This is a genomic window from Pseudazoarcus sp. NS36, from assembly GCF_059703705.1.
Genome location: NZ_BAAKJA010000002.1, coordinates 338,063 through 357,600, shown reverse-complemented (window position 1 = coordinate 357,600; position 19,538 = coordinate 338,063). Strand labels below are relative to the sequence as shown.

The 19,538-nt window shown below is 64.5% G+C and carries 18 protein-coding genes; 12 read left to right on the top strand and 6 right to left on the bottom strand.

The window, feature by feature from the left end:
- Positions 1-3 precede the first annotated feature (3 nt).
- The 9 genes from ftsW (at position 4) to AC6H0R_RS04785 (ending at position 9,093) form a co-directional block, all read left to right on the top strand.
- A complete protein-coding gene (gene ftsW / locus AC6H0R_RS04825) occupies positions 4-1,170 on the top strand; it encodes a putative lipid II flippase FtsW (RefSeq protein WP_497580281.1) in 1,167 nt (388 codons plus the stop codon).
- Between the two features lie 23 nt (positions 1,171-1,193).
- On the top strand, positions 1,194-2,246 hold the full coding sequence (gene murG / locus AC6H0R_RS04820) for an undecaprenyldiphospho-muramoylpentapeptide beta-N-acetylglucosaminyltransferase (RefSeq protein WP_497580280.1): 1,053 nt from the start codon (positions 1,194-1,196) through the stop codon (positions 2,244-2,246).
- Positions 2,243-3,646 carry a UDP-N-acetylmuramate--L-alanine ligase gene (gene murC / locus AC6H0R_RS04815; RefSeq protein ID WP_497580201.1) on the top strand — a complete coding sequence of 468 codons (1,404 nt, stop codon included), beginning with the start codon at positions 2,243-2,245 and terminating at the stop codon, positions 3,644-3,646. Before murG ends, murC begins: the two co-directional genes overlap by 4 nt.
- Positions 3,643-4,557, top strand: coding sequence for a D-alanine--D-alanine ligase (locus AC6H0R_RS04810; RefSeq protein WP_497580200.1), 915 nt, complete (start codon positions 3,643-3,645; stop codon positions 4,555-4,557). The genes murC and AC6H0R_RS04810 overlap by 4 nt, the downstream gene beginning before the upstream one ends.
- A complete protein-coding gene (locus AC6H0R_RS04805; protein WP_497580199.1) occupies positions 4,550-5,350 on the top strand; it encodes a cell division protein FtsQ/DivIB in 801 nt (266 codons plus the stop codon). Before AC6H0R_RS04810 ends, AC6H0R_RS04805 begins: the two co-directional genes overlap by 8 nt.
- Complete coding sequence (ftsA, locus tag AC6H0R_RS04800) at positions 5,347-6,576, top strand: cell division protein FtsA (RefSeq protein WP_497580198.1); 1,230 nt, start codon at positions 5,347-5,349, stop codon at positions 6,574-6,576. Before AC6H0R_RS04805 ends, ftsA begins: the two co-directional genes overlap by 4 nt.
- A gap of 128 nt (positions 6,577-6,704) precedes the next feature.
- Entirely contained in the window at positions 6,705-7,841 is a 1,137-nt protein-coding gene (gene ftsZ, locus AC6H0R_RS04795) for a cell division protein FtsZ (RefSeq protein WP_497580197.1), read from the top strand.
- Positions 7,842-7,985: 144 nt separating this feature from the next.
- The gene (gene lpxC / locus AC6H0R_RS04790; RefSeq protein ID WP_497580196.1) at positions 7,986-8,909 is read left to right on the top strand and encodes a UDP-3-O-acyl-N-acetylglucosamine deacetylase; all 924 of its coding nucleotides are present in this window, start codon (positions 7,986-7,988) and stop codon (positions 8,907-8,909) included.
- Positions 8,910-8,916: 7 nt separating this feature from the next.
- On the top strand, positions 8,917-9,093 hold the full coding sequence (locus AC6H0R_RS04785) for a hypothetical protein (protein WP_497580195.1): 177 nt from the start codon (positions 8,917-8,919) through the stop codon (positions 9,091-9,093).
- A 3-nt stretch (positions 9,094-9,096) separates the two neighbouring features.
- Here the strand turns inward: AC6H0R_RS04785 and AC6H0R_RS04780 are convergent, their stop codons facing one another.
- Positions 9,097-9,531 carry a DciA family protein gene (locus AC6H0R_RS04780; protein ID WP_497580194.1) on the bottom strand — a complete coding sequence of 145 codons (435 nt, stop codon included), beginning with the start codon at positions 9,529-9,531 and terminating at the stop codon, positions 9,097-9,099.
- A 98-nt stretch (positions 9,532-9,629) separates the two neighbouring features.
- Here AC6H0R_RS04780 and secA point away from each other — a divergent pair, with 98 nt between their 5' ends.
- Both secA and argJ read left to right on the top strand, forming a co-directional pair.
- Positions 9,630-12,332, top strand: a complete 2,703-nt coding sequence (secA, locus tag AC6H0R_RS04775; protein WP_497580193.1) for a preprotein translocase subunit SecA — start codon at positions 9,630-9,632, stop codon at positions 12,330-12,332.
- 139 nt (positions 12,333-12,471) lie between these two features.
- Positions 12,472-13,710 (top strand): bifunctional glutamate N-acetyltransferase/amino-acid acetyltransferase ArgJ, encoded by a 1,239-nt coding sequence (argJ, locus tag AC6H0R_RS04770; protein WP_497580192.1) that lies wholly within the window; start codon positions 12,472-12,474, stop codon positions 13,708-13,710.
- A 68-nt stretch (positions 13,711-13,778) separates the two neighbouring features.
- Here the strand turns inward: argJ and AC6H0R_RS04765 are convergent, their stop codons facing one another.
- The 5 genes from AC6H0R_RS04765 to AC6H0R_RS04745 form a co-directional block, all read right to left on the bottom strand.
- Positions 13,779-14,306 (bottom strand): BPSL1445 family SYLF domain-containing lipoprotein, encoded by a 528-nt coding sequence (locus tag AC6H0R_RS04765; protein WP_497580191.1) that lies wholly within the window; start codon positions 14,304-14,306, stop codon positions 13,779-13,781.
- 119 nt (positions 14,307-14,425) lie between these two features.
- Entirely contained in the window at positions 14,426-15,238 is an 813-nt protein-coding gene (gene folE2, locus AC6H0R_RS04760; protein WP_497580190.1) for a GTP cyclohydrolase FolE2, read from the bottom strand.
- A 52-nt stretch (positions 15,239-15,290) separates the two neighbouring features.
- Positions 15,291-17,153, bottom strand: coding sequence for a 1-deoxy-D-xylulose-5-phosphate synthase (dxs, locus tag AC6H0R_RS04755; protein ID WP_497580189.1), 1,863 nt, complete (start codon positions 17,151-17,153; stop codon positions 15,291-15,293).
- Between the two features lie 20 nt (positions 17,154-17,173).
- Complete coding sequence (locus tag AC6H0R_RS04750) at positions 17,174-18,040, bottom strand: polyprenyl synthetase family protein (protein ID WP_497580279.1); 867 nt, start codon at positions 18,038-18,040, stop codon at positions 17,174-17,176.
- A 23-nt stretch (positions 18,041-18,063) separates the two neighbouring features.
- Positions 18,064-18,297, bottom strand: coding sequence for an exodeoxyribonuclease VII small subunit (locus AC6H0R_RS04745; protein ID WP_497580188.1), 234 nt, complete (start codon positions 18,295-18,297; stop codon positions 18,064-18,066).
- Positions 18,298-18,426: 129 nt separating this feature from the next.
- Between AC6H0R_RS04745 and AC6H0R_RS04740 the strand changes: the two genes are divergently transcribed.
- Entirely contained in the window at positions 18,427-19,527 is a 1,101-nt protein-coding gene (locus AC6H0R_RS04740) for an aromatic ring-hydroxylating oxygenase subunit alpha (RefSeq protein ID WP_497580187.1), read from the top strand.
- Positions 19,528-19,538 lie beyond the last annotated feature (11 nt).

Genomic DNA, 19,538 nt, shown 5'->3' with positions numbered 1-19,538 from the left:
GCCATGCACGCGGTGCGCCGCGTGACGCCGGGCGAGCGGCAGGTCGGTGAATTCGACCCGCTCGTGGTGTGGTCTGCCGCGGCCCTGATCCTGATCGGGCTGATCATGGTCTATTCGGCCTCCATCGCGGTGGCCGAAGGCAGCAGTTTCACCGGCAACCGCGCGCACTTCTTCCTGCAGCGCCATGCCATCTTCCTGTTCATCGGCGTGACCGTTGCCGCCCTTGCTTTCCGCATCCCGATGCGGCGCTGGCAGCAGCTCGCGCCGTGGCTGTTCTTTGGCGGTGTCGTCCTGCTGGTGGTGGTGCTGCTGCCGGGCATCGGCAAGTCGGTCAATGGTGCCCAGCGCTGGATCGGCTTCGGCCCGATCAACCTGCAACCTTCTGAACTGATGAAGGTTTTCGTGGCGCTGTATGCCGCCGACTACACCGTGCGCAAGTTGCCGGTTATGGGCACCGTGCGTCAGGGCTTCCTGCCGATGGCGACCGTGATTCTGCTGGTCGGCAGCCTGCTGCTGCTCGAACCGGACTTCGGCGCCTTCGTAGTGATCTGCGCGGTGGCTTTCGGCGTGCTGTTCCTCGGCGGCATGAACGTGCGCTTCTTTGCACTGCTGCTGGTGGTGGCGCTGGTTGGCTTCATCGTGCTGATCTGGATGTCGCCGTATCGGCGCGACCGCGTGTTCGGCTTCATGGACCCGTGGGAAGACCCGTTCGGTCGTGGCTATCAGTTGTCACACGCGCTGATCGCCTTCGGCCGTGGCGAGTGGTTTGGCGTCGGTCTGGGGGGCAGCGTCGAAAAGCTGTTCTACCTGCCCGAGGCGCATACCGACTTCCTGCTCGCGGTGATTGCCGAGGAGCTCGGCTTCATCGGTGTGCTGACGGTGGTCGTGCTGTTCGCCATCCTGATCCAGCGCGCTTTCGCCATCGGCCGCGAGGCAATCAACCTTGAGCGCTACTTTGCCGGCCTGGTGGCCATGGGTATCGGGCTGTGGCTGGGCGTGCAGTCCTTCATCAACATGGGCGTGAACATGGGCCTGTTGCCGACCAAGGGGCTGACCCTGCCGCTGATGAGTTTCGGCGGCTCGGCCATTGTCGGTGGCCTGCTGTTCGTTGCCATCCTGCTGCGCGTGGATTGGGAGAACCGCCAGATGCGCAAGGGGGTGAGCCCGTGAGCCAGCAACCGACCATCCTGATCATGGCCGGCGGCACCGGCGGGCACATCTACCCGGGTATCGCGGTGGCTGAGGTGCTGCGCGCACGCGGCTGGCGCATCGTGTGGCTGGGCAACCCGGACGGCATGGAAGCGCGCATCGTGCCGGAGCGTGGTTACGAGACCGCATGGATCCGTTTCGGCGCACTGCGCGGCAAGGGAATCGTGCGCAAACTGCTGTTGCCCCTGAATCTGCTCTCCGGCTTCTGGCAGGCGCTGGGCGCACTGCGCCGCGTCAAGCCTGACGTGGTGCTGGGCATGGGCGGCTACATCAGTTTTCCGGCCGGCATGATGGCCGCGCTGATCGGGCGACCGCTGGTGCTGCATGAACAGAACTCCGTGTCCGGGCTGGCCAACAAGGTGCTGGCCGGCGTCGCCGACCGCGTGCTGACCGGTTTCCCGAACGTATTGAAGAAGGGCACTTGGGTGGGCAATCCGGTGCGTGCCGAGATTGCCGCTGTCGAGTCGCCGGCCACCCGGCTGGCCGGTCGCGAAGGCCGTCTGCGCGTGTTGGTGGTCGGTGGCAGCCTGGGCGCGACGGCGCTCAACTCCATCGTGCCGCAGGCGCTGGCGCGCATTCCGGCGGAGGAGCGGCCGGTGGTGACGCATCAGGCCGGTCGCAAGCAGTTCGAGGCCTTGCAGCAGTCCTACGCCAACGCCGGTGTGGAGGGCGAACTGCTGGATTTCATCGAGGACATGGATGTGCGCTACGCCGCCGCCGATCTGGTGATCTGCCGGGCCGGCGCGACCACCGTGGCCGAGCTCGCCGCGGCCGGTGCAGCCAGCCTGCTGGTGCCGTTCCCGCATGCGGTGGACGACCACCAGACCGGCAATGCCCGTTTCCTCGCCGATCGCGGCGCGGCGATGTTGCTGCCGCAAACCGAACTCGAACCCATCAGCCTCGCCGGCATCCTGCGCGGGCTGGAGCGCGACCGCCTCGCCGATATGGCGCAGCGCGCGCGTGAGCTGGCCCGGGCCGATGCGGCCGAGGTCGTCGCAGACGAGTGTGAAGCCCTCGTCAAAGGACGCAAACAATGAAACACAAGGTCAAACGCATTCACTTCGTCGGCGTCGGTGGTGCCGGCATGAGCGGCATTGCCGAGGTGCTGGCCAACCTCGGTTTCGGCGTGACGGGCTCGGACCTGCATGACAGCGCGACGACGCGACGTCTGCGCACGCTGGGGGTCACCGTGCTGATCGGGCACGACGCAGCCAACGTCGAGGGCGCCGATGCGGTGGTGATCTCCACCGCGGTTGCGGCTGACAACCCGGAAGTGATCGCCGCACGTTCGCGCGACATTCCGGTGGTGCCACGCGCACAGATGCTGGCCGAGCTGATGCGCCTGAAGCAGGGCATCGCCATTGCGGGCACGCACGGCAAGACCACGACTACCTCGCTGGTCGCGAGCATCCTGGCCGAAGGCGCGATGGACCCGACCTTCGTCATCGGCGGGCGTCTGACCGCGGCCGGTGCCAACGCACGGCTGGGCAAGGGCGACTTCCTGGTGGCCGAGGCGGACGAATCCGACGCCTCCTTCCTGTTGCTGAATCCGGTCATCTCGGTGGTCACCAACATCGACGCCGACCACATGGAAACCTACGGCCACGACTTCGCGCGGCTCAAGCAGGCCTTCGTGGATTTCCTGCAGCGCCTGCCGTTCTACGGCGTGGCGGTGCTGTGCGAGGACGACCCCAACGTGCGCGAGATCGCGCCGCTGGTATCCAAGCAGATCATGCGTTTCGGCTTCTCCGAAACGGCCAACATCCGCGCCGAGAACGTGCGCGCCGACGGCCGTCGCATGCTCTTTGACGTGGTGCGAGTGAATGGCACGACCACGCGTCTGGCCATCGAGCTGAACCTGCCGGGCCGTCACAACGTGCTCAACGCGCTGGCCGCGATCGCCGTGGCCACCGAGGTGCAGGTGTCGGACGAGGCCATCGTCAAGGCGCTGGCCGAGTTCCGCGGTGTGGGGCGTCGCTTCCAGGATTACGGGGAAATCGCCCTGCCGGCGGGGGGCACTTTCACGTTGATCGACGACTACGGCCATCACCCGGTCGAAATGGCGGCAACCATCGCCGCCGCGCGCGGCGCCTACCCGGATCGCCGGCTGGTGCTGGCCTTTCAGCCGCATCGCTACACCCGCACGCGGGATTGTTTCGAGGATTTCGTGAAAGTGCTGTCGGCGGTCGACGGGCTGGTGCTGGCTGAGGTCTATGCCGCCGGCGAGCCGCCCATCGTGGCGGCTGATGGGCGCAGTCTGGCGCGCGCGCTGCGCGTGGCCGGCAAGGTCGAGCCGGTCTTCGTCGAGGCCATCGACGATCTGCCGGATGCCATTCTGAGCACGGTGCAGGATGGCGATGTGGTGATCACCATGGGTGCGGGCTCGGTCGGCGCGGTGCCGGGCAAGCTCGCCGAATCGAATGGAGTGAAGTCGTGAGTCAGGCGTTCGGCAAGGTCGCAGTGTTGTTCGGTGGCAGCTCGGCAGAGCGCGAGGTCTCGCTGATGTCGGGCCAGGCCGTGCTCGAAGCGCTGCTGCGCTGCGGGGTCGACGCGCATGCCTTCGATCCGGCCGAGCGCGACGTGTGGACGCTGCGCGACGAGGGCTTCGAGCGCGCCTTCATTGCCTTGCATGGCCGTGGCGGCGAGGACGGCACCCTGCAGGGGGCACTCGAGACACTGAACGTTCCCTACACCGGTAGCGGCGTGATGGCTTCCGCGCTGTCGATGGACAAGTGGCGGACCAAGATGGTGTGGGCGGCCTGTGGCCTGCCGACGCCGCGCTATGCGCTGCTTGAAGAGCACACCGATTTCGACGCCGTGGCGCGCGAGCTGGGTCTGCCGATCTTCGTCAAGCCGGCGCATGAAGGCTCCAGCATGGGCGCCACCAAGGTCATGCGCGCCGAAGACCTGCGCGCCGCCTGGGCGCTGGCCGCGCGTTACGACAACCTCGTGCTGGCCGAAGAGTTCATCGACGGTGCCGAGCTGACCGTGCCTTTCCTTGGCGAGCGAGCGCTGCCGGTGATCCGCATCGAAGCGCCGGGCGGCAACTACGACTACCAGAACAAGTATTTCAGCGACGACACGCGCTACCTGTGCCCGGCCGGGCTGGCCGACGCGCAGGAGGCGGAGCTGCGCGCACTGGCGCTGAAGAGCGCTGCCGTGCTGGGCTGCCGTGGCTGGGGCCGCGTCGACATCATGCTCGATCGCAACGGCCGCCCGTGGCTGCTGGAAATGAACACCTCACCGGGCATGACCGGGCATTCGCTGGTGCCGATGTCGGCGCGAGCCCAAGGCGTTGAGTTTGACGAGCTGTGCATGAGCATCCTGGAGGGCGCGCGCCTTGGCTGAACAGCGGACCGTGTCGAAGCATGGCAGACAGAGCGAGGGCGGGCTGTGGCATCGCCCGGTCGCGCTCAATCTGCTGTCCGACATGCTGCTGCTGTTTGCGGCGGCCGCTTTCGGCTGGGCGCTGGTGGCGTGGTTTCTGAGTCGTCCGTTCTTTCCGCTGCGCGAGGTCGTGGTGGTGACGCAGCCGGGGCAGGTGACGCCGGCACAGATCGAGTACGCCGCCCGTTCGGCAATCCGCGGCAACTTCTTCACCGTCGGTCTGGGTGAGGTGCGCGAGAACTTCGAGAAGCTGCCTTGGGTGCGTCGTGCCGAAGTGCGCCGGCGCTGGCCCGACAAGCTTGAGTTGCGCCTGGAAGAGCATCAGCCGGTGGCGTACTGGAATCCGCTCGGCAGCGACGAGGTGCATCTGGTCAATCTGCAGGGCGAGGTCTTTGTGGCCGCGAGCAATGCGCGACTGCCGTCCTACTCCGGCCCGCAGGGCGCTGCCGGTTATCTGCACGCGCGCTATGCCGAGTTCTCGAAAGTGCTCGAGCCGCTGGGCGTGCGCATGACGCGGCTGTGGCTGTCGGCGCGCGAGGCCTGGGCGATCGAGCTGGACAACGGCATGGTCGTGCTGCTCGGACGTGACCGCGAGCGCGCACCGGTGGCCGAACGACTGGCCGGCTTCGTGGCCTCGTGGCCGGCCGCGCAGGCCCAGGTCGGAATCGATATTGCGGTGGCGGACGTGCGCTACCAACGAGGATTTGCATTGACACCGGCGGCCAGGCCGCGGGATGGGAAACAGGCGCGATGAGCAAGGAATACAAGGATCTTGTAGTCGGACTGGATATCGGCACCTCCAAGGTCACCTGCCTGGTGGTCGAGGCGCTGCCGGACGGTCAGTTCGAGGTGATCGGGATCGGCACGCAGCCGATGAGCGGGCTCAAGCGCGGTGTGGTGGTGAACATCGAGGCCACCGTGGATGCGATCTCGCGCGTCGTGCAGGAAGTCGAGCTGATGGCCGAGTGCAAGGTGCACGACGTCTTCACCGGCATCGCGGGCAGCCATATCAAGAGCTTCAACTCCAGCGGCACGGTGGCCATCAAGGACAAGGAAGTCACCGCGATGGACGTCGAGCGCGTCATCGAAGTCGCGCGCGCCATGCCGATTCCGGCCGAGCAGCAGGTGCTCGACATCCTGACGCAGGAATTCATCATCGACGGCCAGGGCGGCGTGCGCGTGCCGGTGGGCATGAGCGGCGTGCGCCTGGAAGTGAAGGTGCATATCGCCACCGGCGCCGTGTCGGCGGCGCAGAACGTCATCAAGTGTGTGCGTCGCTGCGGGCTGGAGGTCGTCGGTCTGATCCTGCAGCCGCTGGCATCCAGCCACGCCGTGCTGACCGAGGACGAGAAGGAACTCGGTGTGTGCCTGATCGACATCGGTGGCGGCACCACTGACATCGCCGTGTTCACGCAAGGTGCGATCCGTCATACGGCGGTACTGCCGGTGGCCGGTGACCAGATCACCAACGACATCGCCATGGCCTTGCGCACGCCGACTTCGGAGGCCGAGGACCTGAAGCGCCAGTACGGCATTGCCATGCACGCCATGGCCGACCCGGAACAGATGATCGAGGTGCCGGGGGTGGGTGATCGTTCGCCGCGTCCGCTGTCGCGCCAGCGTCTGGCCGACGTCATCGAGCCGCGCGTGTCCGAACTGTTCGAGCTGGTGCAGGCCGAATTGCGCCGCAGCGGCTACGAGGAATTGCTGTCTTCCGGCGTGGTGCTGACCGGCGGGGCCTCGGTGATGCCGGGCATGGTCGAGCTGGCTGAGGAAGTCTTCAATCTGCCCGCGCGTGTCGGGGCGCCGCAGTACGACGGTGCTCTCTCGGACGTGGTGTGCAAGCCGCATTTTGCCACCGCAATGGGCTTGGTCATGGAGGGCATGACGCAGCGTCGAAAGGGCATGCTCGGACGCGATGCACGCAATCTGCGGCAGTGGTTCGGGCGGGTGAAATCGTGGTTGGAGCGCAATTTCTGAGCGACCCTCGGAAAACGCGTATTTTTTCGGAAAATTGCCTGTAAAAACAGGCTATTTAGTTATAGACTGCAAAAGGCTTACTAAATGGCGGGGTACGTCATCTGTAAGCGGGTTAAAGGAGGCTGGCAATGACGTTCGAAATCGTTGAGAAGGACCAGGCCAATACCGTGATCAAGGTCATCGGTGTCGGCGGCGCGGGCGGTAACGCGGTGGATCACATGATCCGGGAAGGGGTGCAGGGCGTGGAGTTCGTGGCCGCGAACACCGACGCTCAGGCCCTCAAGCGTTGCTTGGCTCCGCACAAGGTGCAACTCGGCACGACCGGTCTCGGCGCCGGTTCCAAGCCGGAAGCCGGCCGCGTGGCTGCGCAGGAATCGCGCGACGCCATCGCAGCTGCACTCGAAGGCGCCCACATGTGCTTCATCACCGGCGGCATGGGTGGCGGCACCGGTACTGGCGCCGCTCCGGTGGTCGCCGAGATCGCCAAGGAAATGGGCATTCTGTGCGTAGGCGTGGTGACCAAGCCCTTCGACTTCGAGAACCGCCTGCGTGTGGCCGAGAGCGGTGTCGACGAGCTGTCGCGTCATGTCGATTCGCTGATCGTCGTGCTCAACGACAAGCTGCTCGACGTGTTCGGTGACGATGCCGGCTTCGAAGACTGCTTCCGTTCGGCCGACAACGTGCTGAAGAACGCCGTCGGCGGCATTGCCGAGATCATCAACGTGCCGGGTCTGGTCAACGTCGATTTCCAGGACGTGCGCACCGCCATGGGCGAGATGGGCCGCGCGATGATGGGTTCGGCCGAGTCCTCCGGTCTGGATCGCGCCCGCATCGCGGCCGAGCAGGCCGCCGTCAGCCCGCTGCTGGAAGGCACCGAGCTGTCCGGCGCACGCTGCGTGCTGATCAACATCACGGCTGCGCGTGGTTCGCTGAAGATGGCTGAAGTACGCGATGCAGTGAAGACCGTGCAGGCCTTCGCTGCGCCGGAAGCCTTCGTCAAGTACGGCACGGTGTTTGACGATGCGATGGAAGACCGCGTGCGCGTCACCGTCGTCGCGACGGGGCTGGGTTCGCAGGGTGTCGCGCGTCAGCCGGTGATGGAAGTGGTACGCGGTACCGGCACCTACGGCGACGGCGGCTATGCGCAGGATTCCGATGTGCCGGCCGTGATGCGTACCAACCGCCGTACCACGGTTGAGGCCATGAGCACCAACGGCATGGGCACCTACGACATTCCGGCCTTCCTGCGCCGTCAGGCCGACTGAGCCTTCTCGCGCCACAAGGGCGCACGTTGTGCAGACCTCCGCCTCCGGTCTGCGCAACGTGCGCTTTTTCCTTTCGGAACATTGCACTTGCGTGACGTGTCTGAGCACGAAAGGTAAAATCAAGCCATTCCCGAGGAAAGCCCGATGATCCGACAGCGCACGCTCAAATCCATTGTTACCGCCACCGGCGTCGGCCTGCACGGCGGCCGCAAGGTCACGATGACGCTGCGTCCGGCTGCGCCCGATACGGGGATCGCCTTTCACCGCGTAGACCTTGATCCGGTCGTCACGCTGCCGGCTGACCCGTATTCCGTGTGCGACACGCGCATGTGCTCCGGTCTGCAGCAGGGCGAAGCCAAGGTCGGTACGGTGGAGCACTTGATGTCGGCGCTGGCAGGGTTGGGCGTGGACAACGTACACGTCGACATCGACGCGCCCGAGATCCCCATTCTGGATGGCAGCTCCAGCCCCTTCGTTTTCCTGCTGCGCTCGGCCGGTATCGAGGAGCAGGCTGCGGCCAAGCGCTTCATCCGCGTCAAGAAGCCGGTGGAGTTCCGTGACGGCGACAAGTGGGTCAAGCTCGAGCCGCATGACGGCTTCCGGCTGGATTTCTCCATCGTCTTCAATCATCCGGCCATTGACGGCACGGCCACCCAGGTCACCGTCGACTTCGCCGAGCATTCCTACGAGCGTGACGTAGCGCGTGCGCGCACTTTCGGTTTCATGCAGGACGTGGAGTTCATGCGTTCGAACGGTTTGGCGCTGGGCGGCAGTCTGGCCAACGCCATCGTGCTCGACGAGTATCGCGTGCTCAACTCCGAGGGCTTGCGCTACGCAGACGAGTTCGTGAAGCACAAGGTGCTTGACGCCATCGGCGATCTTTACCTTTGCGGTCATCCGCTGCTTGCGGGCTACTCGGCGCACAAGTCCGGCCACGCCATGAACAACGAGGTGCTGCGTGCGCTGCTCGAAGACGAGACGGCGTGGGAGTACGTCAGTTTCGACGCGGCCGAGCGGGCCCCTCAATCGGTGAGCCGCCAGTTCGGCGCCGAGCCGGTCCTCGCCTGAAGTCCGCGTGTTCGCAATCCGACTGATCGCTCTGGCTGCGCTGCTGGCAATCGGTGGCGCCATGCTGGCTTGGTTTCTGACAGGCAATCCACGCTACAAGCGTGTTGCCTGGAATATCACCCTCGGTGGTTTGCTGGCCTTGCTGGCAGTGATGCTGATCTTTGTCGCGGAACGCTTGGCCTGAGTCTTACTCCGGCCGGCTGCGGTCAAGCAGTCGTTGCAGCGATTCGCGCAGTGGTGCGCCTTCAGGGAGGTCCGCAATCAGGCTGGCGAGGCTGTCCCGCCCGCCTTGCCCGAGCACGCGGGCTTCGCGCGGCGGCGGCGCTTCGGCATCGACCACAATGCCGACCTTGACCTGAATGGCGTTGACGATCTGGCCGCGGGCGGCAAAACCGTTGATCAGGCTCGGAACCATCTGGCGCAATCGCGAGGCAACGCTGCCATTGCGCGCAAACACCACCATGCTGCCGTCCCGGATGTTGGCGACCGAACAGGCCTGTCCCAGCGGCTGAGGCAGCATGCCGCGCAAGGATTCCTGCGCGCGCAGAAGAATGCGTGCGTGGTCCTGAAGGCGAGACAGGGACTCGCCAGCGCCTAGAAAGCGGTGAAGTGGATTGCTCATGCTGTGGGCATGGTTGCTGCAGGCCTTCGCGGCAACACGGGAGGGGGATGGCTGCATGCTACACTAGCGCCCTTGCCGAATCGACCCATCACACACTCATGATCTCCGGCCTCATCAAGAAGATTTTCGGTAGTCGCAACGACCGCCTGATCCGCCAGTATTCCAACAAAGTCCGCGCCATCAATGCCCTGGAGCCCGAGATTTCGGCCCTCTCCGACGAGGCTTTGCGTGCCAAGACCGCGGAATTTCGCGATCGCCTGGCTAACGGGGCCAAGCTCGACGATCTGCTCGTCGAGGCTTTTGCCGTCGTGCGCGAGGCGGGCAAGCGTGTGCATGGCATGCGGCACTTCGATACGCAGCTGATCGGCGGCATGGTCCTGCACGACGGGCGCATCGCCGAGATGAAGACCGGTGAGGGCAAGACCCTGGTCGCGACCCTGGCGGCGTATCTGAACGCGCTGGCTGGAAAGGGCGTGCATGTGGTGACGGTAAACGACTACCTCGCCAGCCGTGACGCCGACTGGATGGGCCGCATCTACGGTTTCCTGGGGCTGAGCACCGGCTGCAACCTGTCGCGTATGGCGCATGCCGAGAAGCAGGCGGCCTATAACGCCGATATCACCTACGGCACCAACAACGAATTCGGTTTCGACTACCTGCGTGACAACATGGTGTATTCGACGGCCGAGCGCGTGCAGCGTCCGTTGTCGTTTGCCATCGTCGACGAGGTCGACTCCATCCTGATCGACGAGGCGCGTACGCCACTGATCATCTCCGGTCAGGCCGAGGATCACACCGAGCTGTACCTGCGCCTGAACGACCTGCCGCGCCAGCTCAGCGAGCAGAAGGGCGAGGGCGACGACATCACCCAGCCGGGCGACTACACGCTGGATCTGAAGGCGCGCCAGGTGTTGCTGACCGAGCAGGGCCATGAGAACGCCGAGAACATTCTGGTGAACATGGGGCTGCTCAAGGAGGGTGCGAGCCTCTACGACCCGGCCAACATCATGCTGGTGCATCACCTGTACGCCGCGCTGCGCGCACACACGATGTTCCACAAGGATCAGCACTACGTGGTGCAGGACGGCGAGGTCATCATCGTCGACGAATTCACCGGCCGCCTGATGCCGGGTCGTCGCTGGTCCGATGGCCTGCACCAGGCCGTCGAAGCTAAGGAAGGCGCAAAGATCCAGGCCGAGAACCAGACACTGGCCTCGATCACCTTCCAGAACTACTTCCGCATGTACGGCAAGCTCGCCGGCATGACCGGTACGGCTGACACCGAAGCCTACGAGTTTCACCAGATCTACAGTCTGGAAACCGTGCTGGTGCCGACCAACCGTCCGATGCAGCGCAAGGACGAGAACGACAAGGTCTATCGCACCGCCAAGGAAAAATGGGATGCGGTGATCGCCGACATCCGAGATTGCGTCCAGCGCGGCCAGCCGGTGCTGGTCGGCACCACGTCCATCGAGGTCAACGAGTTCCTGTCGGACGTGCTAAAGCGCGAGAAAGTCCCCCACCAGGTACTCAACGCCAAGCAGCACGACAGCGAAGCCAGCATCGTGGCGCAGGCCGGCCGTCCGGGCGTCGTGACGATTGCCACCAACATGGCCGGCCGCGGTACCGACATCGTGCTTGGGGGCAACATCGAACGCGAACTGGAAGCGGTGCGTACCGACGAAGCCCTGGATGACGCAGCGAAAGAGGCGAAGCTGGCCGCGATGCGCGCCGACTGGCAGCAGGTGCACGACGCCGTGATCGCGGCCGGTGGCCTGCACATCATCGGCACCGAGCGGCATGAATCGCGCCGCATCGACAACCAGCTGCGCGGCCGTTCGGGGCGTCAGGGTGATCCGGGTTCGAGCCGCTTCTACCTGTCGCTCGAAGACCCGCTGATGAAGATCTTCGCTGGTGACCGCCTGAATACCATCATGGTCCGCCTGAAGATGCCCGAAGGTGAGGCTATCGAGCACGGCATGGTCACGCGCTCGCTCGAATCCGCCCAGCGCAAGGTCGAGCAACGCAACTTCGACATCCGCAAGCAACTGCTTGAGTACGACGACGTTGCCAACGACCAGCGCAAGGTGATCTACGAGCAGCGCAACGAACTGCTCGCCAACGAAGACATCTCCGAGACCATTACCGCCATGCGTCACGGTGTGATGGCTGACACGCTGCGCGTTTACGTGCCGGATGAAAGTGTCGAGGAACAGTGGGACATCCCGGCGCTGGAAACGGCGCTGGTTGGCGAGTTCCAGCTCAAGCTGCCGGTTGGCGAGTGGCTCAAGGCCGAGCCCGAGTTGGACGACGAAACCATGCTGTCGCGCATTGTCGAGGCTGCAGACAAGGCTTACGCCGACAAGATCGCCATCGTCGATCCGGCCGCCTGGCATCAGTTCGAGCGTAATGTGATGCTGCAGAGTCTCGATAATCACTGGCGGGATCACCTGTCGGCGCTGGATCAGCTGCGCCAGGGCATTCATCTGCGCGGCTATGCACAGAAGAACCCCAAGCAGGAATACAAGCGCGAGTCCTTCGAGCTGTTCGAGGCGCTGCTCGACACCGTGCGTCTGGATGTCACCAAGATCCTGATGACGGTGCAGGTGCGTACCCGCGAAGCGCTGGAAGAGGCGGAAAAGCCCGCCGAAGTCGAGAATGTGCAGTACCGCCACCCGGGCTCCGATGAGCCTGCTGCCGAGGCAGCTGCAGAGCAGGGCGGTCCGCGCGTCGGTCGCAATGAACCGTGCCCTTGCGGTTCGGGCAAGAAGTACAAGCATTGCCACGGCAAGCTTGCCTGACCGTACACAGCCGTCCGGAAAGAGCCCGCGTCAGCGGGCTTTTTCGTTTGTATCGGCGGCAGCGTGTGGACGCCTTGAAGTAAACTGTGGCGGTCCGCGGCGCCTTGCGCCGTCTTGCTGAATCCCAGGAGTTGCGCTGATGCCCGTGAATCTCGTCCCCATCTCGTCTGACACCCTCAAGCCGATTGCCGGTGTGCAACTCGGTATCGCGCAGGCCGGCATCCGCAAGGCCGGCCGGCGTGACCTTACGCTGATCGAACTGGCCGAGGGTAGCCGCGTTGCCGGCGTATTCACGAAGAACCGTTTCTGCGCTGCGCCGGTACAGTTGTGCCGCGAACATCTGCGCAGTCCCAACGTGCGCGCACTGGTCATCAACACCGGCATCGCCAACGCCGGCACCGGCGAGCAGGGCATGCAGGCCGCCCGCGCCACCTGCGAGGCGGTGGCCCAGGTGCTCGAGATTGCCCCGAGTCAGGTGCTGCCGTTCTCGACCGGCGTGATTCTGGAACAACTGCCGGTCGAGCGTCTGGTCGCCGGTCTGCCGGCAGCACGAGCTGACCTGCGGGCCGACGCCTGGTTTGATGCGGCACACGCCATCATGACCACCGATACGATGGCCAAGGCTGCCTCGCGCACGGTCGATATCGACGGCCGCACGGTCACGCTGACCGGCATGAGCAAAGGCGCCGGCATGATCAAGCCGAACATGGCGACCATGCTTGGCTATGTCGCGACCGACGCCAATGTGTCGCAAGCCCTGCTCGAACAGTTGGTGACCGAGGCGGCCGACGAGTCGTTCAACAGCATCACGATCGACGGCGACACCTCGACCAACGATTCCTTCATCCTGATCGCGACGGGCAAGGCCGAGAATCCGGAAATCACCGATGCGGCATCGCCGGCCTATGCGGCGTTGCGAGAAGCGGTGGTCGGCATTTCGGTCGAGCTGGCGCAGGCCATCGTGCGGGACGGTGAAGGCGCAACCAAGTTCATCGCAGTGGTGGTCGAGGGCGGGCAGGATCGCGACGAGTGCCGCAAGATCGCGTATGCCGTCGGGCATTCGCCGCTGGTCAAGACGGCCTTCTTTGCTTCCGATCCCAACCTGGGCCGTATCCTGGCCGCCATCGGTTATGCCGGCGTCGATGACCTCGACGTGGAGACGCTCAGCGTGCGGCTGGAGAGCGGTGGGGAATCGGTATTGGTCGCCGAGCGCGGTGGCCGCGCTGCGGGCTATCGCGAAGAGGACGGTGCCCGCGTGATGAAGCGCGAGGAGATCACGGTGCGCATTGCGCTTGCGCGAGGCGAGGCCGCCGCAACGGTATGGACCTGCGATTTCTCCTACGACTACGTCAAGATCAACGCCGAATATCGCAGCTGATGCGCTGTTGAAATGAGAACCGCCCGCCAGGTCAGGCGGGCCGTTTTGCGTTGTGCGGCGGGCAGTCTTCAGCGTTCGATCTTGGTCATCTTCGAGCCCTCGAAGGTCAGGTTGTACATCAGCCCCTTGTTCGAGAAGATGAAGCCGATGATCGGCTGTTGTGCGGTTTCGGTGTCGATGGCGCCGCCTGCTCCCAGTGTTGCCAATGCAACGCTGCCGTCCACTCCCGCCTTCCAGCCCTCGCTGTTGCGGAATCCGTCCAGCGCGGCCTGCGTCATGAACAGCACGATCTGCGCACGCTTCTGGGCGCCTAGCTGGAAGCCGATGGAGGCGGACGCCAGGCTGTAATAGTCCACCGTCTGGCCGTTGATCATCAGCGCGCCTTCGCCATACTCGCCGCCGATACCCATGCCGGCCTTGATCACGCTGGGGAAGACCAGCACGCCGACAGCCTTCTGCGACAGTTCGTGTCCGGCACTGGTGGTCTCGCGGAATTCGGTCAGTGCTTCGCGCACTTCCGCGTCGATCTGTTCCTTTGATGCGGCGCCGGCGGTTGCAGTGGCCAGCGCGAGCAGGGTCGCAAGCAGCAGTTTCATGTTGGTGCTCTCCGGTTAGGTCGACTCACAAGTGGATACTAGACCACTGCTCCGAGTTCCGACGTAAGGAAAAACGGCGCCCGTGGGCGCCGTTGGAGAGTGTGCTGCCTGCCTGAGGGTCAGGCGTCGATGCGCTTGTCGCGTTCGATGATGGCGTAGGCCGAATGGTTGTGGATGGACTCGAAGTTCTCCGCTTCCAGTGCATAGGCCACGATGCGCGGTTCGGCATTGAGCTGGCCGGCGACGTCACGCACGAGGTCTTCGACGAACTTGGGATTGTCGTAGGCGCGCTCGGTGACGTACTTCTCGTCCGGGCGCTTGAGCAGCGCATAGACCTCGCACGAGGCCTGTTTCTCGACCAGGTCGACGACTTCCTCGATCCACACGTGGTCGCCCAGCGTAGCGGTGACGGTAATGTGCGAGCGCTGGTTGTGCGCGCCGTAGTCGGAGATCTTCTTTGAGCACGGGCACAGGCTGGTGGCGGCGACCACCACCTTCATCGTGAATTCATACACGCCGCCCTGACGGATCTCGCCGATGAAGGTCACTTCGTAGTCCATCAGGCTCTGCACGCCCGACACCGGTGCGGTCTTGTTGATGAAATACGGGAAGGTCATTTCTACGTGACCGGTCTCCGCCTCCAGGCGCGTCACCATCTCGCGCAGCATGGGCTCGAAGGATTCGACCGAGATCTCGCGTTCGGAGCCGTTAAGCAGCTCGACGAAGCGCGACATGTGGGTGCCCTTGAAGTTGTGCGGCAGCCCCACGTACATGTTGAACATCGCCACCGTGTGCTGCACGCCGCCGCTCCGGTCGCTGACCTTGATCGGGTGGCGGATCGACTTGATGCCGACCTTGTTGATGGCGATCTGCCGGCTGTCCTGCGAACTCTGGACGTCCGGAATGGTTTGGAGATCGTTGGGGTTCATCATGAAACTCTGGTGGGGAGCGAGGCGCGGATCGTAGCAAATCCGACCAAATCGCTCAACTATTGGCTCGATTCGCTTTGTCAATCGCCGCAACGATGCCGGCGGCGTCCAGACCCAGCGGCGCGAGCAGCTGGCCTTGTTCGCCATGGTCCTCGAAACGGTCGGGCAGCCCCAGACGCAGCATGCGCGGACGCTGTGCGAGCGCGTCGAGCACGCGCGAGACTTCGCTGCCGGCACCGCCGATCACGGCGTTCTCCTCGACACTGACGATCAGCTCGTGACTGGCGGCCAGTTCGCGGATGCAGTCTTCGTCGAGCGGCTTGGCAAAGCGCATGTTCACTACCGTGGCGTCGATCTCTTCGCCCGCGGCCAGAGCCGGTGCGAGCATCGAGCCGAATGCCAGGATCGCGACCTTGCTGCCGCTGCGGCGTACTTCGGCCTTGCCGAGCGGGATGGCGGTCATCTGTTCCTGCAGCGGCACGTTCATGCCGCCGCCACGCGGGTAACGCACGGCGCTGGGGCCGTCGTGACAGTAGGCGGTGTACAGCATCTGGCGGCACTCGTTCTCGTCGGCCGGCGTCATCACCACCATGTTGGGGATGCACAGCAGGTAGGACAGATCGAAGGCGCCGTGGTGGGTGGCACCGTCGGCGCCGACCAAGCCGGCACGGTCGATGGCAAACACCACCGGCAGGTTCTGCAGCGCAACGTCGTGGATGAGCTGGTCGTAGGCGCGCTGCAGGAAGGTCGAGTAGATCGCCACGACCGGCTTGAGCCCTTCACAGGCCAGCCCTGCCGCGAAGGTCACGGCGTGTTGTTCGGCGATGCCTACGTCGTGGTAGCGCGACGGATACTCCTGGGCGAAGCGCACCAGGCCGGAGCCTTCGCGCATGGCCGGGGTGATGGCCACCAGCCGCTCGTCCTGCGCGGCCATGTCGCACAGCCAGTCGCCGAAGACCTTGGTGTAGGTCAGCTTGCCGCCGCCCTTGCCGGTGGCGATACCGGCCGAAGGCTCGAACTGCGAAACGCCGTGGTACAGGATGGGGTCGGCCTCAGCGAGCTTGTAGCCCTGGCCCTTGCGGGTGACCACGTGCAGGAACTGCAGGCCCGGCAGCTTCTTGAGGTTCTGCAGCATCGGGATCAGCGCGTTCAGGTCGTGACCGTCGATGGGGCCGTAGTAGTGAAAGCCGAATTCCTCGAACAGCGTGCCCGGCGTCACCAGACCGATCACGTGCTCTTCGACCTTGCGCGCGAATTCCAGCACCGGCGGGGCGATCGACAGCACCTTCTCGCCGGCCTTGCGGGCCGCGTTGTAGGTACGCCCCGACAGCATGCGCGCGAGGATGCGCGTCATCGCGCCGACCGGCGGCGAGATCGACATCTCGTTGTCGTTGAGGATCACCAGCAGGTTGATGCCGTCGAGCTCGCCGGCATTGTTCAGCGCTTCGAAAGCCATGCCGGCGCTCATCGCGCCGTCGCCGATGACGGCGATGCTCTGACGTGACTCACCCTTGTCGCGGGCCGCTACGGCCATGCCCATGGCGGCCGAAATGGAGGTCGACGAGTGCGCGGTGCCGAAGGTGTCGTACTCGCTCTCGCAGCGCCGCGGAAAGCCCGAGATGCCGCCGTAACGGCGCAGGCCGTCCATCTTGCCGCGCCGACCGGTGAGGATCTTGTGACCGTAGGTCTGGTGGCCCACATCCCAAACGATGCGGTCTTCGGGCGTGTCGTAGATGTAGTGCAGGGCGATGGAGAGTTCGACCGTGCCGAGGTTGGACGACAGGTGGCCGCCGGTCTTCGATACCGATTCGATCAGGAAGGCGCGCAGTTCGTCGGCGAGCGCCGGCAGCTCGCTGCGGTCGAGCTTGCGCAGTTCGGCCGGAGAGTCGATGCGTTCAAGCAGGGGATGGTTGGACATGGTGTCGGCCGTGAATCAGGTCAGAACTTGCGATGAACGATGAAGTCGGCGAGCTCGCGCAAACGGCGCGCCGCGTCGCCGAGGGGCGTCAGCGCCTCGTGCGCCTCGTGCAGCAGGCTGTCGGCCAGCGCGCGCGCTTCGGTCATGCCAAGCAGCGAGACATAGGTGGGCTTGTCGTGCTCGGCATCCTTGCCGGCCGTCTTGCCCAGCGTGGCGGTGTCGGATTCCGCGTCGAGGAGGTCATCCACCACCTGGAACAACAAACCGATCAGCTTGCCATAGCGGTCGAGACGATCAAGTGCGTCGGGCGTGGAGGTGCCGCACATCGCGCCAAGCATGACCGAGGCCCGAATCAGTGCCCCGGTCTTGTGGATGTGCATGTATTCGAGCTCTTCGCGCGTCAGCTCCTTGCCCACCGCTGCGAGGTCAATGGCCTGCCCGCCGGCCATGCCGCGCGAGCCTGAGGCACAGGCGAGTTGGGCCAGCATGTCGATGCGGGTGGTGGCGTCCACGCCCGGCAGCGCTTCGGTCAGGCACTGGAAGGCCAGCGTCTGCAGCGCATCGCCGGTAAGCAGCGCGGTGGCTTCGCCGAATTCGACGTGCACGGTGGGTTTGCCGCGGCGCAGTACGTCGTTGTCCATGCACGGCAGATCGTCATGTACGAGCGAATAGGCGTGGATCAGCTCCACCGCACAGGCGGCTGCGTCGGCCGCTTCGGCCTGGGCGCCGGCCAACTCGCCAGCAGCGTGGGCTAGCAGCGCACGCACGCGCTTGCCGCCACCGAGTACCGCGTAGCGCATGGCGGCATGCAACTCGCCGGGTGCCAGTTCGGCCGCCGGCAACCGGGCATCCAGTGCGTGCTCAGTGCGGCACTGGATGTCCGCCATCCAGTTGGCGAAATCGTGCGTGTTCAAGCCTTGCTCTCCGGCGCGATGTCGGTCAGTTGTTCGCCTTCCAGCTGCCGCACACGCTGTTCGGCATCGCGAAGCGTGCCCTGACAGTAGCGCAGCAGGCCCACGCCGCGCTGATAGTGATTGAGTGCCTGTTCGAGGCTGATCTGCCCGGTTTCCATGGCGCGCACGATGTCCTCCAGCTCGGTGACGGCGGATTCGAAGGACTTGGGGGCGGCGGCGGTTTTGGTCATGGGTGCGCAGATGGGGAAAAGTCCCTGAAAATAACCGATGGCACAACTGGCGGTCAAACGCCTTTTTGCCTAGAATTGCCGGTCCTTTTCCGCCGAATTTCTTTGGTTCTCGCTTTGGGGGGTTCGGGCATGTCCGACATCGCTTCCAGGACGCTGCTGGCGCCGGGAGTTTCGCAACTTCCGGTTTCGACGTATTTCGATGAGCAGGTTTTCGAGCAGGAGTTGAAGCTTCTCTTCGATGCCGGACCGGGCTATGTCGGCCACGAGTTGATGGTACCCGAAGTCGGAAACTACCGTTCCCTCGAATGGCTGGATCACTCCGCCTTGCTGTTCAATACGGCAGACGGCATCCATCGCATGTCCAACGTGTGCCGCCACCGCCAGGCCATCATGCTCGAAGGCAGCGGCTCGGCCGAGCGCGTGGTGTGTCCGGTGCATCGCTGGACCTACGACAACACCGGCGTGCTGCAGGGCGCACCGCATTTCCCCGAGAATCCGTGCCTGAACCTGCGTCGTGATCCGCTGGAGCGCTGGAACGGCCTGTTGTTCAAGGGACCGCGTTCCGTCTCGGCCGATCTGGCCGGCATGAAGGTGGCACCGGAGTTCGATTTCTCCGGTTACAAGCTCGACCGGGTCGAGATTCACGAGTGCAATTACAACTGGAAAACCTTCATCGAGGTCTATCTCGAGGATTACCACGTTGCGCCCTTCCATCCAGGGCTGGGCAACTTCGTTTCCTGCGATGACCTGACGTGGCAGTTCGGCGACTGGTATTCGGTGCAGCGCGTGGGCATCACCTCGCTGGCCAAGCCGGGCTCGGCCACCTATGCGCGCTGGCACGAAGCCGTGCAGATGATCTACGGTGACCAGCAACCTCCGCATGGCGCGCTGTGGCTGACCTACTTCCCGAGCGTGATGGTCGAGTGGTATCCGCACGTGCTGGTGGTCAGTTCGCTGATTCCGCGGGACGTGAACAAGACCACCAACGTGGTCGAGTTCTACTACCCGGAAGAGATCATGGAGTTCGAGCGCGACTTCGTCGAAGCCGAGCAGGCGGCTTACATGGAGACCGCCATCGAGGACGACGAGATCGCCGAGCGCATGGATCGCGGTCGTCTGGCGCTGTACCGCGAGGGGCGCAACGAGGTCGGCCCCTATCAATCGCCGATGGAAGACGGCATGCAGCACTTCCATGAGTTCTATCGACGCGTGATGGGAATGCAGGGCTGAAGCGCGTCAGT

Bases quoted from the DNA above. Each gene is read 5' to 3' on its own strand.
- ftsA (WP_497580198.1), top strand. From the start codon at position 5,347: ATGAGCAAGGAATACAAGGATCTTGTAGTCGGACTGGATATCGGCACC.
- lpxC (WP_497580196.1), top strand. From the start codon at position 7,986: ATGATCCGACAGCGCACGCTCAAATCCATTGTTACCGCCACCGGCGTC.
- AC6H0R_RS04780 (WP_497580194.1), bottom strand. From the start codon at position 9,531: ATGAGCAATCCACTTCACCGCTTTCTAGGCGCTGGCGAGTCCCTGTCT.
- AC6H0R_RS04740 (WP_497580187.1), top strand. From the start codon at position 18,427: ATGTCCGACATCGCTTCCAGGACGCTGCTGGCGCCGGGAGTTTCGCAA.
- ftsZ (WP_497580197.1), top strand. From the start codon at position 6,705: ATGACGTTCGAAATCGTTGAGAAGGACCAGGCCAATACCGTGATCAAG.
- ftsW (WP_497580281.1), top strand. From the start codon at position 4: ATGCACGCGGTGCGCCGCGTGACGCCGGGCGAGCGGCAGGTCGGTGAA.
- dxs (WP_497580189.1), bottom strand. From the start codon at position 17,153: ATGTCCAACCATCCCCTGCTTGAACGCATCGACTCTCCGGCCGAACTG.
- AC6H0R_RS04750 (WP_497580279.1), bottom strand. From the start codon at position 18,040: ATGGCGGACATCCAGTGCCGCACTGAGCACGCACTGGATGCCCGGTTG.
- argJ (WP_497580192.1), top strand. From the start codon at position 12,472: ATGCCCGTGAATCTCGTCCCCATCTCGTCTGACACCCTCAAGCCGATT.
- murC (WP_497580201.1), top strand. From the start codon at position 2,243: ATGAAACACAAGGTCAAACGCATTCACTTCGTCGGCGTCGGTGGTGCC.
- secA (WP_497580193.1), top strand. From the start codon at position 9,630: ATGATCTCCGGCCTCATCAAGAAGATTTTCGGTAGTCGCAACGACCGC.
- folE2 (WP_497580190.1), bottom strand. From the start codon at position 15,238: ATGATGAACCCCAACGATCTCCAAACCATTCCGGACGTCCAGAGTTCG.
- AC6H0R_RS04745 (WP_497580188.1), bottom strand. From the start codon at position 18,297: ATGACCAAAACCGCCGCCGCCCCCAAGTCCTTCGAATCCGCCGTCACC.
- murG (WP_497580280.1), top strand. From the start codon at position 1,194: ATGGCCGGCGGCACCGGCGGGCACATCTACCCGGGTATCGCGGTGGCT.
- AC6H0R_RS04765 (WP_497580191.1), bottom strand. From the start codon at position 14,306: ATGAAACTGCTGCTTGCGACCCTGCTCGCGCTGGCCACTGCAACCGCC.